The following is a 15676-nucleotide window of genomic DNA, read 5'->3' on the forward strand; positions in this document are numbered from 1 at the left end:
GGCAAAGCAACAGACATGCCAAACCATCGAAATCGCTGCGAATCGGACTTTCCCGGCGGGATTGGCAAGGTGGGATTGGCAAGGCAGTCTTCACGAGCCCCTGCCGCCCGAGCAATCGACTGCCTAAATATTGTGCAGTTCGGCGGTTTGCCAGTCAGTCGTAGGTCAGATCCGTCGCCTTGCCGCCGAAGACGCGGTAAGCATAAAACGAATAGAAAATGATGATCGGCAGCACCACCACCGTGCCGGCCAGGATGATGGCGAGGCTTTCCGGCGCGGACGCCGCCTGCCAGATGGTCAGCCTGTCGGGCACGACGAAGGGATAGAACGACCAGGCGAGGCCGGCAAAGCCCAGCGTGAAGATGGCGGCCAGCGTCAGGAACGGCGTCAGCGCATGGCGGTCGCCGGCCTTGGGCAGATGGAAGGTCTGCCGCCACAGCCATGCGAACAGCACCGCCGACAGGACCGGCAGCGGCGACAAATAGAGCATGGCCGGCCAGACGAACCATTTGTCGAAGATGCGCGGACTGGCGAGCGGCGTGGCCAGCGACACGGCGACCATGCCGAGCGCGGTCAGCACCAGCGCCCGGCGCAGCCATAGCACCGCCTTCTTCTGCAATTCGCCTTCCGTCTTGTAGATGACCCAGGCCGCGCCCATCGCCGCGTAGGCGGCGGCAAGGCAGAGCGCCACCAGCGCGCCGAAGGCCATGCCGCCGAGGCCGACATCAAGGCCCAGCACATAGATCCCCAGCATGTAGCCCTGCGCCAGCGATGCGATGACCGAGCCCAGAAAGAAGATGCGGTTCCAGCGATGCTTGTGACCGGCCGGCACCTTGGCCCGGAAATCGAAGGCAACGCCGCGCAGGATCAGGCCGACAAGGAGCAGGAAGACCGGAATGTAGAGCGCGGTGAGGATGGTGCCGTGCGCCAGCGGGAAGGCGACCAGCAGCAGGCCGACGGCCAGCACCAGCCAGGTCTCGTTGGCGTCCCAGAACGGCCCTATTGCGGCGATCATCGTGTCCTGCTCGGCGTCTCCGGCGGCTGCGAACAGGATGCCGATACCGAGGTCAAAGCCGTCGAGGATGACGTAGATCAGGATGGCAAGGCCCATCAGGCCGGCGAAGATGAGGGGGAGCAATGTCGGCCAGTCGAGGGTCATCGCCGTTCTCCTATTTCGCCGCCGGCTGCGACAGCGGCGCGTCGAGAACGCCCGGCAGCGGCGAGGCATCGCCGTCCTTCGCCGCCTTCAGCGCCAGATAGACCAGCACGCCGAGATAGGCGATCAGAAGCAGCGCATAGAGGATGAGATAGACCGCGAGCGACAGCGCGACCTGGCTGCCGGCGACCGGGCCGACGGCATCGACAGTTTTCAGCACGCCGGCGACCAGCCACGGTTGGCGGCCGATCTCGGTGGTGTACCAGCCAGCCAGCGTCGCCAGCCAGCCGGACAGCGCCATCGGCACCATCACCAGCGCCAGCGGTCTCGGCAGGCTGTGCCGGCGCTTGAGGAAAAAGGCGGCCGACCAGGAGACGACGAGCATCAGGACGCCGGTGCCGACCATGATGCGAAAAGCCCAGAACACCGGGAACACCGGCGGGTGGTTGCCGGCATAGTCGTTCAGCCCCGGCACGACGCCGCTGGCGCTGTGCCTGAGGATGAGGCTGGCGCCATCGGGGATGGTGATCTCGTATTTGTTCTCCCTTGCCGCCTCGTCGGGAAGCGCGAAAAGGACCAGCGGCACGTTGGGGCCGGTGTTCCAGTTGGCCTCCATGGCGGCGATCTTCTGCGGCTGATGCTCGAGCGTGTTGAGGCCATGCTGGTCGCCGGCGAAGATCTGGATGGGGATCAGGATCGCCGCGGTGAAGACACCGGTGCGCAAGGCCTTCCACATCGATTCCGAACGGTCGCCATAGAGATAGCGCAGCGCCGACAGGCCGGCGATCAGGAACGAAACCGTCAGGCCGGAGGCAAGCAGCATGTGGACGAGCCGGTAGGGCATGGACGGGTTGAAGACGATCGCCCACCAGTCGGTAGCGTGGGCTACGCCGTCGCGCATCTCGAAGCCGACCGGCGTCTGCATCCATGAATTGAGCGCGATGATCCAGAAGGCGGACAGGGTGGTGCCGCCGGCCACCAGCACGGTTGCCAGCGTGTGGATGCGGTTGGAGACGCGGCGGAAGCCGAACAGCATGATGCCGAGGAACGCCGCCTCGAGGAAGAAGGCGGTGAGTATCTCATAGGCGAGCAGCGGGCCGGCGATGTTGCCGACGGTCTCCATGTAACCCGGCCAGTTGGTGCCGAACTGGAAGCTCATGGTGACGCCCGAAACCACGCCCATGGCGAAGGACAGCGCGAACACCTTCACCCAGGTGAAATAGGCGCGCATCCAGGCGGTATCGCCGGTGGCGTTGTAGCGAAGCTTGAAGAACAGCAGCATCCAGCCAAGCGCGATGGTGATAGCCGGAAACAGGATATGGAACGAGATGTTGGCGCCGAACTGGATGCGCGAAAGGATGAGCGGGTCCATGGCGGGCTCCGGCTGCTGCTATGTCAGGGAAGATAGGCCGGATGCGCCAGGCGGTCAAAGCGGCGTGGCGTCACGCGAGGCGGAACGCCGCAGGACCGCGGCAGCGGTGGATGCGCCGATGTCCAGAATGTCAGGAGTGCCATTGACTTCCGGCCGCGCGCACCGACATTCAGCGGACTAAATCAACAGACCTCCTTTCAAGCAGCCGTTTTTCAGCCATGCCATCGATCATTGCCATTTCCGGGGTCACCAAGACCTACGCCACCGGTTTCAAAGCGCTGAAGGAGATCAACCTCGATATCGAGCGCGGCGAGATTTTTGCGCTGCTCGGGCCGAACGGCGCCGGCAAGACGACGCTGATCTCGATCGTCTGCGGTATCGTCAACCGCTCGTCGGGCACGGTCAGCGTCGACGGCCACGACATCAGCCGGGATTATCGCGCCGCACGCAGCCTCATCGGGCTGGTGCCGCAGGAACTGACCATCGACGCGTTCGAGAGCGTGTGGGCGACGGTCAACTACAGCCGGGGCCTGTTCGGCAAGCCGGCCAACCACGCCTTCGTCGAGAAAGTGCTGCGCGACCTGTCGTTGTGGGACAAGAAGGACGCCAAGGCGATCACCCTGTCCGGCGGCATGAAGCGGCGGCTGATGATCGCCAAGGCGCTGTCGCACGAACCGAGGGTGCTGTTCCTCGACGAGCCGACAGCCGGCGTCGACGTCGAGCTGCGCCAGGACATGTGGGCGATGGTGCGCCGGCTGCGCGAGGATGGCGTCACCATCATCCTGACCACGCACTATATCGAGGAGGCCGAGGCGATGGCCGACCGCGTCGGCGTCATCAATCGCGGTGAGATCGTGCTGGTTGAGGACAAGGTGCAACTGATGCGCACGCTCGGCCGCAAACGGCTGTTGCTGGAATTGCGCACTCCGCTCGCCACCATACCCGAGAAATTGTCGCGCTACGCACTGGAGCTTTCGCCGGACGGTGATCGACTGACTTACACCTATGACAACCAGAGCGAGCGGCCGGGCGTCGCCTCGCTGCTGCGCGACCTTGAGACGGCCGGCGTCCAGTTCCGCGATATCGACACGCAAAACAGCTCGCTCGAGGAGATCTTCGTCAACCTGGTGAGGAAGGGCGCATGAACCCGCGAGCAGTCTGGGCGATTTACAAGATGGAGATGGCGCGCGCTTTTCGGACCGTGCTGCAGAGCATCGTCTCGCCGGTCATCTCGACATCGCTCTATTTCGTCGTCTTCGGCTCGGCCATCGGCTCGCGCATCACCGAGATTGACGGCATCAGCTACGGCGCCTTTATCGTGCCGGGGCTGATCATGTTGTCGCTGCTGACGCAGTCGATCTCCAACGCCTCCTTCGCCATCTATTTCCCGAAATTCGTCGGCTCGATCTACGAACTGCTGTCGGCGCCGGTGTCCTATCTGGAGATCATCATCGCCTATGTCGGGGGTGCGGCGACCAAGTCGATCATACTCGGCCTGATCATCCTGGGGACCGCGTCGCTGTTCGTGCCGCTGACCATCGAGCATCCGTTCTGGATGCTCTCCTTCCTGGTGCTGACGTCGGTGACCTTCAGCCTGTTCGGGTTCATCATCGGCATCTGGGCGAAGAGCTTCGAGCAGCTGCAGCTGGTGCCGCTGCTGATCATCACGCCGCTTACCTTCCTTGGCGGCAGCTTCTATTCGATCGACATGTTGCCCGGCACCTGGCGCACGGTGACGCTGTTCAACCCTGTCCTTTATCTGGTCAGCGGCTTTCGCTGGAGTTTCTACGGCAAAGCCGACGTCTCGATCGGCATCAGCCTCGGCATGACCGTGGTTTTCCTGTTTGTCTGCATAGCGATCGTCGCGTGGATCTTCAGGACCGGCTACCGGCTGCGGAACTGACCGAACGGCCTGCCCAGGCGACGCAGCGCCAGCATCCGAGCGATGTTCCCGACCCAAGACGACCAAATCTGGTGACGACGCTTGAAAGCGGCCGTGCGATGGCGGCGCTTGATTTCCATATAATGTTATATATCGTGTTATCAATTGGCTGGCAGGTCGATTATGGAAGACGTCGTAAGGTCCCTTGGGTTCCTGTGCCTGGGCAGCAGGATGAAGCGTATTGGCGAGCAATTGCAGGCGGATACGCAGCGCCTGCTCGACTGCCTCGATGTGCCGGTTCAGTCGAGCCAGTACCCGCTGCTGGCTGCGCTCGACAGGCTGGGCCCGCTGCCAGTCGGGGAACTGGCGCAATCCCTCGGGGTCGCGCAGCCAGGTGTAACGCGGAGCGTGTCGCTTCTGGCCGAATTGGGACTGGTCGAGGTCAGTCCATCGGATGATGACCAGCGGCGCAGGATTGTCTGCCTCACCCTGCACGGCCAGCGGCTGGTCGATGTTGCAAAGCACGACGTCTGGCCGCGCATCGAGAATGCCGTCGCGGATCTGTGCGCGGATCTTTCTGGGCCGCTTCTTGATCAGCTGGCCGCCATCGAGGACGGCCTCGCCGCGGCGCCTCTCGACCGTCGTGTAAAGAAGCCGGAAGGTGCCACGCGATGAAATACCTGCTTGACCGTCCCGTGTGGAGCGCGCTTCGGACGCGACACCAAGCCTTCGCGAAAGGTGACGACCTCGCCATGCGGTATCGGCCCTCGATAGCTCCCTTCGCCGCCAGTGCCGCGGACGATGCGGAAAGCCTGCAGGCGCTCGGAAAACTTGTCTCCCCAGGCGAGAGTGCGATCCTGCTTCAGGCGGACGCCATTGCTCTGCCCGCGGAACTCTCGGCGACTTCGACCGCGCCCGGGGTTCAGATGATTGCCGAGCGGCCATTGCAGATGGTCTCCGACAAGCGCGTGCAACGTCTGACGCGAGACGATGCAGCTGAGATGCTCGCCTTGGCATTGGTCACCAAGCCTGGCCCATTCACGCTCGAAGCCTTGAGCCTAGGCGATTTTTGGGGTGTGAAGATCGAGGGCCGACTTGCGGCGATGGCCGGCGAACGCATGAAGCAACCCGGCTAAACCGAACTTAGCGGGGTGTGCTCACATCCGGAATTTCGAGGCGGTGGCCTGGGCAGGCTGCTGTCGCTGTTCGTGGCAAACCGGATAGCGGCGCGCGGCGAAGTTCCCTATCTCCACGCCTATGCCAGCAACACCACGGCCATAGGATTATACGAGTCCATTGGCTTCAGGTTGAGAAGCATGATGAACGTGGCCGTGGTTCAGCGCGCCGAATGAGCCCATCAGGCGCATTCCCGCGCATCAGGAAAAGGAAGGATTTCGTATCGACGAAGTCCTTCCTTGGCGCTGCTAGCGCCTTGCAGTGATTCAGACCGCGATCTTGCCACCGCCCTGTTTGGTGATGGCGACGACCGACGGCCGCACCGGCATATCGGGCTTGAAGTCAGGCCAGCGGGTCGACGGGTCCTCGTAGTAAGAGGGACGGCCAAAAGCCTCCCAGTCTTCGCCGCCATCGGCCGGATGCTGAACCGCGACGAAGGCGGTCTGGTCGTCGGGCGTGAATAGCGGGCCGCACATTTCGGCGCCGATCGGCACGCGGAAGAACAGTTTCGAGGTCGCCCGCGCCTCGCCTTCGGTGTCGACCGCCCACAGGCCATCGGTGCGGCCGGTGGCCTTCGGGCCCTGGCCATCGGTCGAGACCCAAAGCCGGCCGGCCGAATCGATGGCGCAATTATCCGGCATGCCGAACCAGCCATTGGCGGTGGTTGCGGTCGAGAAGGTGGCGCCAACTTCGGCCACTGAGGGATCGCCGCATTTCAACAGCACTTCCCACTTGCCCTTGGCGGCAGTGAAATCGCCACCGTCCTCGACGATCTCGATGATATGGCCGAAGGCGTTTTCGGCGCGCGGATTGGCGGCGTCGACCTGGTCCGTCTTGCGCTTCGAATTGTTGGTCAGCATGACGTAGACCTTGCCAGTCGTCGGATTGGGCTGGATGTCCTCGGGGCGATCCATCTTGGTGGCACCGAGCAGATCGGCGGCACGGCGCGTCTCGATCAGCACGTCGGCCTGTCTGGCAAAGCCGTTCTCCGCCGTCAGCGGGCCCTGGCCGAAGACGATGGGCAGCCATTCGATCGACCCGTCTTCGGCGAATTTGGCGACGTAGAGCGTGCCGTCGTCGAGGAGATCCATGTTGGCGGCGCGGTCCTCGGCGTTGAACTTGCCGGCCGTGACGAATTTATAGACATAGTCGAAGCGTTCGTCGTCGCCGAGATAGAAAACGACACGGCCATCCTTGGCGACGATCGATTCAGCGCCCTCATGCTTGAAGCGGCCCATGGCAGTGCGCTTCCTCGGCACCGAGGTCGGATCGTTGACGTCGACCTCAACAATCCAGCCGAAGCGATTCGGCTCGTTCGGCTCCTTGCCGATGTCGAAGCGATCGTAATGCGCAGCCCATTCATAGGCGCCTTCGGGAATACCCAGGCGCTTGTAGTTGGTGGCTTCCTTGTGGCCTTCCGGCAGCTCGCCCGAGAAATAGCCGTGTATGTTTTCCTCGGCCATGACATAGGTACCCCAGGGCGTGACGCCGCCGGCACAATTGTTGACAGTGCCGATGACCTTCGTGCCGGTCGGATCGGCACTGGTCTTGACGCGGTCGTGGCCGGCGACGGGGCCGGACAGTGCCATCTCGGTGTTGGCGGTGATGCGGCGGTTGAGCTTGCCGTCGCGCACCACCTGCCATTTGCCTGATGCCTTGCGGATCTCGACGATGGTGCCGCCATGCGCGGCCATCTCGACGTCGACCTGTTCCTTGCTCAGCGGCGCCTGCTTGGCCTCCCCATCGACGATGGTGACAAGGCCCGGGAACATCAGATGCGGATTGGTGTATTCGTGGTTGACCACCAGCAGGCCATGCTCGGCCGAGCCGTCGATCGGGATATAGCCGACATAGTCGTTATTGTAGCCAAACTGTCTTTCCTGGGCCTGCGCCGACTGTTTTGTCGGATCGAATTCCGGTGAATCGGCAAACAGCGGATCGCCCCAGCGCAACAGCACGTCGGCGTCGTAGCCGGCAGCGACATGGTGCTTGTCGTCGACGCCTGCCTCGACCTCGTCGAAACTGAAGACCGAGCCGCCACCGGCGCGGGCATCGTCGGCGAGGATCAGCGCGAGCGGGCTGACGGTGGCGGCGATGGCGGTTGCCGCGAGCGATCCCTGCAGAAAACCACGGCGCGAGAATCGCGCGGCGATGATTTCGCCCATCGTCTGGTTGTCAGTGGGATTGGTTCCTGGCCCATCGTTTTCCTCGAGCAGGCTGGTGCGGAAATGGGCGTCGGGGCGATGTTCAGTCATGGGGGCGTGCCTCTGGCTCTTTGGGATGGCTGGAGCGTGTTGCTTGACTGACCGCGTATCGCCAGCAGATCACAGTTTGATGACGTTGCCGACCAATTTCCAGCCCGATTTCATGTCTTTGATCAGGCCGCTTGACCGCGACCGACGCTTCCGAAACAAGATCTGCGGCAGGCGCGCAAGCACGGCGTCGGGAGGAACAAAAAAGTGAGTTTCTGGGGACTGGGGCAGCTCGGCATTTCGACAGTGATCTTCCTGCTGGCGGCGACGGCGGCCAAGCAATGGGGGCTGGCGCCGAGCCTCGGCAAGATCGTTCTGACTCTGGCGCTCTATTCAGCGGGCAATCTGATCATGCTGAGGCTGATCCGTGAATTCGGCATGTCGGTGTCGTTCAGCCTGTCGGCGGTGATCCAACTGGTGTCGGTGAACGTGGTGGCACTGGTGTTCTTCGGCGAGCGCGTCAATTCGTTGCAGGCGACCGGCATCGTGCTCGCCGTCGCAGCGGTGGCGCTGATCACGCTCGGGCCCTATCTGCAAAAACTGTAGTTGCGCATGACCCCGAAACGATTTCGGAAAGGATCATGTGCCAAATCAAAGTGCTACAGCGTCCTTTGCGCGTCCAAAAGGACGCGCGGCGCTGTAAGACGATTGGCCCGATGAAGAATACCGCAAACAGGCTGCTCAACTGGATCGAATTCCCGGTGCTTTTGGCCGGACTGGTCATCGCTGGCGGGCTGTGGGGGTTCGAGGAACTGATGGAGGTAGCGCGGGACACCACGCCGCACGCCTTCGACACGGAAATTATGCTCGCCTTCCGTGAAGCGGGCCAGCCCGACAATCCGATCGGACCGCTATGGCTGGAAGGGGCGATGCGCGACATTACCAGCCTCGGCAGCGCCATCGTGCTCGGGCTGATCACAGTGGCGGTGATCGTCTATCTGCTGCTGATCCACAAGCCGGGAGCAGCGTTTCTGGTCTTTGTCGCGGTGGCGGGCGGGCAGGCCCTGTCGAGCACGCTGAAGCTAGGAATCGATCGGCCGCGCCCCGACCTGGTCTCGCATCTCGCCGACGTGGCGACGCTTTCGTTTCCAAGCGGCCATGCGATGCTGTCGGCGGTGACATATTTGACGCTGGGCAGCATGGCGTCGCGTTTCCTGCCTGGGCGAACGACCAAGATCTATGTGCTGGCACTTGCCGTGCTGACAGCACTGCTCGTCGGCATCAGCCGCGTCTATCTCGGCGTTCATTGGCCATCGGACGTGCTGGCCGGCTGGTGCGCCGGCTTCGCCTGGGCGATGCTGTGCTGGCTGGTCGCATGGGCGTTCCAGCGATGGCGCGGGCAGACCACCGGCGCCTGAACCGCCCGTTCCGAACGACGCTGCGCCAATTCTCCTCTAAGTTGCGGCGGCTGGGGCGTGCTGGCCCAGCGGGCGCGCAGGCTCGCCAAGATGCAAACGGCCTGGTGTGCACATGTCTGACATGTGCATGATGATGCTTGATCCATCAAAATGATGGTATTATACATGGAATGCAGACTCAGACGGGGGTTTTTAGCCGATGATCACTGCCGCGCAGATGCGCGCCGCAAGGGCTCTGGCCGGCATCGATCAGAAGACGCTCGCCGAGCGCGCCGGGGTTTCGCTTCCAACCATTCAGCGCATGGAAGCGAGCGACGGCGTGGTCAGGGGCATGGTCGATACGCTGATGAAGGTCATCCATGCCCTTGACCGGGCCGGCGTGGAGCTGATCGGCGAGAACCAGGCCAGCGAGCGCGGCGGCAGGGGGGTGCGCCTCAAGCCGGTCGTGCCGCAGAACCCGCCAGGCTGAGCCGAAATAGAGTCGCGACGGCGACCGCCGACAGTCCTGCCGACGATCCCGCCGCCTGCTTGGTTTTATGCGTGGCCGCTGTGCACTTTTTGGCGGCATGCATCAGGAGCGGAAGGCAGTCCATGCATCGAACCCAGCGGGCAATTCATCAACCGGCGCAGCCGACATTTTCCGAACTGTTCACGCCGAAGCTGGCGACGGTGCTGCGCGAAGGCTACACATCAGAGCACTTCAAGGCCGATGCCATCGCCGGACTGACCGTGGCCATCGTGGCGCTGCCGCTGTCGATGGCGATCGCGATCGCATCGGGCGTGTCTCCGGAGCGCGGGCTCTACACTTCCATCATTGGCGGTTTCCTCGTCTCGGCTCTGGGCGGCAGCCGTTTCCAGATCGGCGGGCCGGCGGGCGCCTTTATCGTGCTGATGGCGGCAACCGTGGCACGGGTCGGCGTCGACGGGTTGCTGCTGGCGACGATGATGGCCGGCGTCTTGCTGCTCGTCATCGGCTACCTCAGGCTTGGCACCTACATCAAATTCATTCCTTATCCGGTGACCGTCGGCTTCACCGCCGGCATCGCCATCATCATCTTCTCCGGCCAGATCGTCGAGCTGTTCGGGCTAAAACTCGCCGGCAAAGAACCTGGACCGCTGGTGCCGAAGCTGATGGCGATCGGCGAGGCGGCCGGCACGATCAATCTCGCCGCCACCTTCGTCGCTCTGCTGACCATCGTCGCCATTGCCCTGATGAAACGGTGGCGGCCGAAATGGCCCGCCATGCTGATCGCCATCGGTCTGGCGTCGCTTGTCGTGGCGCTGTTTTCTCTGCCTGCCGAAACGATCGGCACGCGCTTCGGCGGTATCCCGCGCAGCCTGCAAATGCCGGCCTTTCCGCCGATCAGCTTCAGCAGGATGATCGACGTCCTGCCGGACGCCCTAGCCTTTGCGCTGCTCGGCGCGATCGAATCGCTGCTGTCGGCGGTGGTCGCCGACGGCATGACAGGAAGGCGGCACCGCTCCAACTGCGAACTCGTGGCGCAAGGCTTCGCCAACATCGCGTCCGCCCTGTTCGGCGGCATCTGCACCACCGGCACCCTAGCCCGCACCGCGACCAATGTGCGAGCCGGCGCGCATGGACCGGTCTCGGGCATGATCCACTCGGCCCTCCTGCTTGCCCTGATGCTGGTGGCGGCGCCGCTGGCCAGCTACATCCCGCTTGCAGCCCTTGCCGGCGTGCTGGCGGTGGTGTGCTGGAACATGTTCGAGAAGCAGGCCTTTGCCACGCTGCTGCGTGCCTCGCGCGGCGACGCGCTGGTGCTGATGGCGACTTTCCTGATCGTCATCTTCCGAGATCTCACCGAAGGCATCGTCGTCGGCTTCGCGCTGGGCTCGATCCTGTTCATCGACCGCATGGCCAAGAGCATTGCGGTTGAGCCGGATCAGGGACTGGTGCAGGACGATGTCGCCGACAGAACCGGCGCCGCCAGCGCATACGATTCCAGCGAGGCCAGCGATGCCGACACCGTCGTCTACCGGATTTCCGGCGCCTTCTTCTTCGGCGCCGCCTCGACCGTCGCCACGGTGCTGGACCGCATCGCCGACCAGCGCAAGAACTTCATCCTCGACTGCTCGGCCGTGCCATTCTTCGATTCAACGGCGGCCAACGTCATCGAGAGCGCTGCCCACAAGGCGAGGCGCGCCGGCGTGCGCTTCATCATATCAGGCGCTTCGCCGCAGACACGCCGCATGCTGATCAACCACGGCGTCAAACGGCCGCTGGTGACATACGCCGCCTCGATCAGGGACGCGCGAGCGCAGTTGAAGAATGCCGCGCCGGGAGAGGTCTAACCCTCTCCTCATCGTCAGCGATGTCGGACGGACGCAAGCACCGCGTCAGGCAGCGGCGCCGGGCGCGCTGGCGTCTTCGTGCGGCGCGGCGGCCAGATCGGTGCGCGCCTTGCGCGCGAGTTTTTTTGTCGAGCGCCTGGGCCTGTCGCCGAACAGATCGGCTGCCGCCGCAAGACAGGTCTTTTTCAGGCTTTTCTCCGAGCGCTTCAACAGCTTGCTCAGCAGTCGCGTTTCCTGAGGAGAGCCGAGCGGCCGGTCGTGGGCCTCGAGAAGCGTGCGCAAGACGAACACATCATGCAGTTCGCCCAGCTTTTCGCCAAGTTCGTCGACCGCCTTGCGCCGTGCCTTGATCGGCGTCGGCCACAGCCTTCCAAGCAGCGACAGATGCATGCCGTGAGTCTTTGCCGCCTTGCGCAGATCATGGAAATCGTCAGCATCACCGCGGGAGCCCGCCTTGTCCAGCGCCTTTCTGGCGCGACGCAGAGTGATGCGGGCGCCTTCGGCAAGCACATCGGCGGCCTGTTCGGGCTGGTCGGGCAAGACCAGAGTATCGATGCGGCTGATGCCATCCTCGCAAGCGGCAGTCGCGGCAGCTATCGCGGCGCCGAGGCCAACTCCACCATGCAATTGGTGCTGGCGCGCCACCAGCGTGTCGCGAACGGCATCGAGACCGCCGCCGGCGCTTTGCTCGGGAAAGTTTTTTGCCAGCCGGTCGATGGTTTCAACCAGCGCGGTCGCCTCGCGCGGGCCGGCAAGCAGGGCAGCCACCTCTCTGTAGCATTGGTTCTCGGTACTGCAAAATGTTTCGTCTCCGGGACGGACCAGGCGCAGCAAGGCACGCACCTTCTTCAGCCGCCTGCGGCATTTGTGCAGCGCCTGCTCCGGCCTGTCATGCGCCGCGTCCAGATGGACGAGCGCCTTGCCGATCTCCTCAGCGAGGATGCGCCTGACCTCGCCGGTCAACGGCAGGCGCGGATCGATGCGATAGCTCATGCGGCGATCTCCGGAATCCCCTCGAGGGCGAGCGACGCGTTGTAGAACCTGTGCTCGCCGGTGACTTCGCGGCCGAGCCAATCTGGCAGCATTTCGCCCTGCACGTCCTGCGGCGTCTCAAGCTCGGCGACCACCAGACCGCTGAGCATCCCGCCGAAGACATCGACTTCATAGAGATGGCCGCGATGCCTAACATGGTGGCGTGTCTTCTCGATGACACGACCGATTGCGAAGGCCAGCATCTCTTCCGCATCCGCCAGAAGGATCGGATATTCGAATTCGTCGCGTTCGCGGGCCTTGCTGCCGAATTTGAGCGTCAGCTTTGCCGACGCGCCGTCGCTGATACGCACGCGGACCGAGCGGTCGGGCGCGGCAACGAGATAGAACTGGCGAATGCGGATGTCCGCTTCGATCAGATCCCGCCAGCCATCGCCGGAGACCAGGAACTTGCGCTCGATTTCCTTGACCATGGCTCCACACTAAAGCGCGTGCGGATGGAGATGGCAAGGTGGGGATCGACAGGTGGAGATCGGCAAGGCTTGACTTTAATCATTCGATTGATTAAACTGCGGATCATGAGCAAACCGACAAACGCTAAAATTCCGCGCCGCGAGGCATCCCCCGCCGAGATGACGCGCGCGGCACTTGTTCGCGCAGCGCTGAAGCTGTTCGGACGCCAGGGTTTTGACGGCACCTCGACGCGCGAGATCGCGGCTGAGGCCAGGGCCAATATCGGCTCGATCGCCTATCATTTCGGCGGCAAGGAAGGGCTTCGCACCGCTGCGGCCGACTATATCGTCGACACGATCCAGACCATTGCCGGCCAGGCGATCGGCAATCTGCAGGGCTCAAGCGAACCAGAAACGGGCGAACCAGAAACGGGCGACCCCGAAGCGGCGCGGGCACAACTGTTCACCGCGCTGGAGCGGATGGTGGCTTTCATCGTGGCAAGGCCGGAGGCCGGCGAGATCGTGCAGTTTGTCCTGCGTGAGCTGTCGCATCCGACGGCGGCACTCGACCGCATCTACGACGGCGTGTTCGAGCCGACGCATCGCCGGCTCTGCCTGATCTGGGAGCAGGCGACGGGCGAGGCGGCCGAAAGCGAGGCTACCCGACTCACCGTGTTCACGCTGATCGGCCAGGTCGTCTATTTCCGCATCGGCCGCGAGGCGGTGATGCGCCGCATGGGCTGGCGCGCGATCGGCGACGCCGAGGCCACCAAGATCGCGGCGGCAGTGACGGATAATCTCGGCGCGATTTTGGCTCGGCGTCACTTAACCGACCGGAAGGATCGTAGATCATGAGTTTCCTCTGCTCTGTGCCGCTCGCCGCCCTGCTTTTCAGCACCTGCGCACCGGCGACGCCGCTCGCCGTCGGCTATGTCGAGGGCGACTATGTGCTGCTCGCGCCGATCGAGGTGGCGCAGGTCGAGACGATTTCGGTCAAGCGCGGCGATCGCGTCGCGCCGGGCACGCCAGTGGTGACGCTGGAAAGCGCCGACGCAAAAATAGCCGTCGCGCAAGCCGAGGCGGCCCTTGCCCAGGCCCAGGCGCAACTTGCCGACCTGCAGGTCGGCAAGCGGCCGGAAGAGATTGAGGTGCTCAAGGCGCAGGTCGACATGGCCAAGGCGCAAGCCGCCGACGCCAAACGCAGATACACCCGCGCCAGCGATTTGTTCAAACGCGGCACCGGCACTCAGGCCGATTATGATACGGCTTCGGCGTCGCTGGAAACTGCCAACGCGCAGCTCGGCCAGGCGGAAGCCAATCTCGCTGTCGGAGGCCTGCCGGCGCGGCCCGAGACGATCAAGGCCGCCGACAATCAGGTCAGACAGGCGCAATCGGCGCTGGAGCAGGCGCGCTGGCGGCTGTCGAAGCGTGTGCTGGCGGCGCCTTCGCCCGGCCGCATCAACGATGTGATCCGCTATCCCGGCGACACCGCCGGGCCGACCGCGCCGGTCATTTCGATTCTGCCGGACGGCGCGGTGAAGCTCAGCGTCTATGTGCCGGAAAGCGCGTTCTCGTCGGTGGAAGTCGGCACGCTGCTCAACGTCCATTGCGACGGCTGCGGGCCGGACGTGAAGGCTCGCGTCAGCTACGTGTCGCCGGACCCGGAATTCACGCCGCCGGTGATCTACTCGCTCGAGACCCGGCAGAAGCTGGTCTATCTGGTCGAGGCGCGGCCGGAGGGCGACGCCGGCGCGCTGCAACCGGGGCAGATCGTTGATGTCGAACTGGCGGATATCGGCAAATGAACGTCATCGACGTCCACGGCCTGGTCAAGCGTTTTGGTGACAAGACCGTCGTCGACCATGTGACGATGACGGTGGCCGAGGGCGAGATCGTCGGCTTCCTCGGCCCCAACGGCTCTGGCAAGACGACGACCATCCGCATCATGTGCGGCCTGCTGACGCCGGATGAGGGCGAAGGCACGGTGCTCGGCTTCGACATCCGCACCGACAGTCTGAGGATCAAGCGCGAAGTCGGCTATATGACCCAGAAATTCTCGTTCTACGAGGATTTGACCATCGCCGAAAACCTCGAATTCGTAGCGCGGCTCTATGGGTTGAAGCCGCTCAACGAGCATGTCGCCAGGACGCTGGAGGATCTTGGCCTCACCTCGCGCAAGGACCAGTTGGCCGGCACGCTGTCCGGTGGCTGGAAGCAGCGGCTGGCGCTGGCCGCCTGCATCATGCACACGCCCAGATTGCTGCTGCTCGACGAGCCGACGGCGGGCGTCGATCCGAAGGCGCGGCGTGAATTCTGGGACGAGATCCATCGGCTGGCCAGCGGCGGGCTGACCGTGCTGGTCTCCACCCACTATATGGACGAGGCCGAGCGCTGCCATCGCATCGGCTACATCTCCTACGGCAGGATGCTGGCCACCGGCACGGTCGACGAGGTGGTCAGGAATGCCGGGCTGACGACCTTCGTTGTGCAGGGTCCGCGCCTCGACCAGGTCGCTGCCGCACTCAGCGGCCGGTCCGGTGTCGACCAGGTGGCGCCGTTTGGCGCGACGCTGCACGTCGTCGGCTCCGACAAGACGGCGCTTCAGGCTGCGCTCGCCGATGTCGAGAAAGACCACAAGGGCGTCACGGTGACGCCGGGCGAGACCAGCCTGGAGGATGTGTTCATCCAGTTCATGTCCGGCTCGAAGGACAATATGGGATGAAAA

At 63.7% G+C, this 15676-nt stretch carries 15 protein-coding genes and 1 pseudogene; 11 read left to right on the forward strand and 5 right to left on the reverse strand.

What is annotated here, in order from left to right; genetic code table 11:
• Positions 1-154 precede the first annotated feature (154 nt).
• Together AC0L2R_RS05840 and AC0L2R_RS05845 are read right to left on the reverse strand one after the other, a co-directional pair.
• On the reverse strand, positions 155-1159 hold the full coding sequence (locus AC0L2R_RS05840) for a cytochrome d ubiquinol oxidase subunit II (RefSeq protein WP_091591938.1): 1005 nt from the start codon (positions 1157-1159) through the stop codon (positions 155-157).
• A 10-nt stretch (positions 1160-1169) separates the two neighbouring features.
• Positions 1170-2528, reverse strand: coding sequence for a cytochrome ubiquinol oxidase subunit I (locus tag AC0L2R_RS05845; protein WP_473508036.1), 1359 nt, complete (start codon positions 2526-2528; stop codon positions 1170-1172).
• Between the two features lie 218 nt (positions 2529-2746).
• On the opposite strand from AC0L2R_RS05845, the gene AC0L2R_RS05850 reads away from it, so the two are divergent.
• The 4 genes and pseudogenes from AC0L2R_RS05850 to AC0L2R_RS05865 all read left to right on the forward strand — a co-directional run bounded on the left by AC0L2R_RS05850 (position 2747) and on the right by AC0L2R_RS05865 (position 5762).
• On the forward strand, positions 2747-3673 hold the full coding sequence (locus AC0L2R_RS05850) for an ABC transporter ATP-binding protein (RefSeq protein WP_473508037.1): 927 nt from the start codon (positions 2747-2749) through the stop codon (positions 3671-3673).
• On the forward strand, positions 3670-4431 hold the full coding sequence (locus tag AC0L2R_RS05855; protein WP_473508038.1) for an ABC transporter permease: 762 nt from the start codon (positions 3670-3672) through the stop codon (positions 4429-4431). The genes AC0L2R_RS05850 and AC0L2R_RS05855 overlap by 4 nt, the downstream gene beginning before the upstream one ends.
• 162 nt (positions 4432-4593) lie before the next feature.
• Positions 4594-5085: a MarR family winged helix-turn-helix transcriptional regulator gene (locus AC0L2R_RS05860; RefSeq protein WP_287071970.1), complete on the forward strand. Its 492-nt coding sequence runs from the start codon at positions 4594-4596 to the stop codon at positions 5083-5085.
• A pseudogene (locus AC0L2R_RS05865) lies at positions 5082-5762 on the forward strand (GNAT family N-acetyltransferase). The gene AC0L2R_RS05860 and the pseudogene AC0L2R_RS05865 overlap by 4 nt, the downstream one beginning before the upstream one ends.
• A gap of 90 nt (positions 5763-5852) precedes the next feature.
• Here the strand turns inward: AC0L2R_RS05865 and AC0L2R_RS05870 are convergent.
• Positions 5853-7841, reverse strand: coding sequence for a PhoX family protein (locus AC0L2R_RS05870; RefSeq protein ID WP_473508039.1), 1989 nt, complete (start codon positions 7839-7841; stop codon positions 5853-5855).
• 204 nt (positions 7842-8045) lie between these two features.
• On the opposite strand from AC0L2R_RS05870, the gene AC0L2R_RS05875 reads away from it, so the two are divergent.
• The 4 genes from AC0L2R_RS05875 to AC0L2R_RS05890 all read left to right on the forward strand — a co-directional run bounded on the left by AC0L2R_RS05875 (position 8046) and on the right by AC0L2R_RS05890 (position 11509).
• On the forward strand, positions 8046-8384 hold the full coding sequence (locus AC0L2R_RS05875; protein ID WP_027154722.1) for a hypothetical protein: 339 nt from the start codon (positions 8046-8048) through the stop codon (positions 8382-8384).
• 110 nt (positions 8385-8494) lie between these two features.
• On the forward strand, positions 8495-9196 hold the full coding sequence (locus AC0L2R_RS05880; protein ID WP_473508040.1) for a phosphatase PAP2 family protein: 702 nt from the start codon (positions 8495-8497) through the stop codon (positions 9194-9196).
• 199 nt (positions 9197-9395) lie between these two features.
• A complete protein-coding gene (locus AC0L2R_RS05885) occupies positions 9396-9665 on the forward strand; it encodes a helix-turn-helix domain-containing protein (protein WP_473508041.1) in 270 nt (89 codons plus the stop codon).
• A gap of 122 nt (positions 9666-9787) precedes the next feature.
• Positions 9788-11509, forward strand: a complete 1722-nt coding sequence (locus AC0L2R_RS05890) for a SulP family inorganic anion transporter (protein WP_473508042.1) — start codon at positions 9788-9790, stop codon at positions 11507-11509.
• A 45-nt stretch (positions 11510-11554) separates the two neighbouring features.
• Here the strand turns inward: AC0L2R_RS05890 and AC0L2R_RS05895 are convergent, their stop codons facing one another.
• Positions 11555-12502 carry a CHAD domain-containing protein gene (locus AC0L2R_RS05895; protein WP_419695355.1) on the reverse strand — a complete coding sequence of 316 codons (948 nt, stop codon included), beginning with the start codon at positions 12500-12502 and terminating at the stop codon, positions 11555-11557.
• Complete coding sequence (locus tag AC0L2R_RS05900; protein ID WP_023801408.1) at positions 12499-12972, reverse strand: CYTH domain-containing protein; 474 nt, start codon at positions 12970-12972, stop codon at positions 12499-12501. The genes AC0L2R_RS05895 and AC0L2R_RS05900 overlap by 4 nt, the downstream gene beginning before the upstream one ends.
• A 105-nt stretch (positions 12973-13077) precedes the next feature.
• Between AC0L2R_RS05900 and AC0L2R_RS05905 the strand changes: the two genes are divergently transcribed.
• From AC0L2R_RS05905 to AC0L2R_RS05915, 3 genes are read left to right on the forward strand one after another with little or no spacing between them, the layout of a single operon-like run.
• Complete coding sequence (locus AC0L2R_RS05905; RefSeq protein WP_473482063.1) at positions 13078-13806, forward strand: CerR family C-terminal domain-containing protein; 729 nt, start codon at positions 13078-13080, stop codon at positions 13804-13806.
• Positions 13803-14756: an HlyD family secretion protein gene (locus AC0L2R_RS05910; protein WP_473508043.1), complete on the forward strand. Its 954-nt coding sequence runs from the start codon at positions 13803-13805 to the stop codon at positions 14754-14756. Before AC0L2R_RS05905 ends, AC0L2R_RS05910 begins: the two co-directional genes overlap by 4 nt.
• Positions 14753-15673: an ABC transporter ATP-binding protein gene (locus tag AC0L2R_RS05915; RefSeq protein WP_473508044.1), complete on the forward strand. Its 921-nt coding sequence runs from the start codon at positions 14753-14755 to the stop codon at positions 15671-15673. The genes AC0L2R_RS05910 and AC0L2R_RS05915 overlap by 4 nt, the downstream gene beginning before the upstream one ends.
• Positions 15674-15676 lie beyond the last annotated feature (3 nt).

The sequence above is a fragment of the Mesorhizobium sp. WSM4820 genome, from assembly GCF_055811075.1.

Coding starts and splice junctions, on each gene's coding strand:
- AC0L2R_RS05850 (WP_473508037.1), top strand. CDS start 2,747: ATGCCATCGATCATTGCCATTTCCGGGGTCACCAAGACCTACGCCACC.
- AC0L2R_RS05900 (WP_023801408.1), bottom strand. CDS start 12,972: ATGGTCAAGGAAATCGAGCGCAAGTTCCTGGTCTCCGGCGATGGCTGG.
- AC0L2R_RS05855 (WP_473508038.1), top strand. CDS start 3,670: ATGAACCCGCGAGCAGTCTGGGCGATTTACAAGATGGAGATGGCGCGC.
- AC0L2R_RS05860 (WP_287071970.1), top strand. CDS start 4,594: ATGGAAGACGTCGTAAGGTCCCTTGGGTTCCTGTGCCTGGGCAGCAGG.
- AC0L2R_RS05895 (WP_419695355.1), bottom strand. CDS start 12,502: ATGAGCTATCGCATCGATCCGCGCCTGCCGTTGACCGGCGAGGTCAGG.
- AC0L2R_RS05910 (WP_473508043.1), top strand. CDS start 13,803: ATGAGTTTCCTCTGCTCTGTGCCGCTCGCCGCCCTGCTTTTCAGCACC.
- AC0L2R_RS05905 (WP_473482063.1), top strand. CDS start 13,078: ATGAGCAAACCGACAAACGCTAAAATTCCGCGCCGCGAGGCATCCCCC.
- AC0L2R_RS05845 (WP_473508036.1), bottom strand. CDS start 2,528: ATGGACCCGCTCATCCTTTCGCGCATCCAGTTCGGCGCCAACATCTCG.
- AC0L2R_RS05885 (WP_473508041.1), top strand. CDS start 9,396: ATGATCACTGCCGCGCAGATGCGCGCCGCAAGGGCTCTGGCCGGCATC.
- AC0L2R_RS05890 (WP_473508042.1), top strand. CDS start 9,788: ATGCATCGAACCCAGCGGGCAATTCATCAACCGGCGCAGCCGACATTT.
- AC0L2R_RS05870 (WP_473508039.1), bottom strand. CDS start 7,841: ATGACTGAACATCGCCCCGACGCCCATTTCCGCACCAGCCTGCTCGAG.
- AC0L2R_RS05840 (WP_091591938.1), bottom strand. CDS start 1,159: ATGACCCTCGACTGGCCGACATTGCTCCCCCTCATCTTCGCCGGCCTG.
- AC0L2R_RS05915 (WP_473508044.1), top strand. CDS start 14,753: ATGAACGTCATCGACGTCCACGGCCTGGTCAAGCGTTTTGGTGACAAG.
- AC0L2R_RS05880 (WP_473508040.1), top strand. CDS start 8,495: ATGAAGAATACCGCAAACAGGCTGCTCAACTGGATCGAATTCCCGGTG.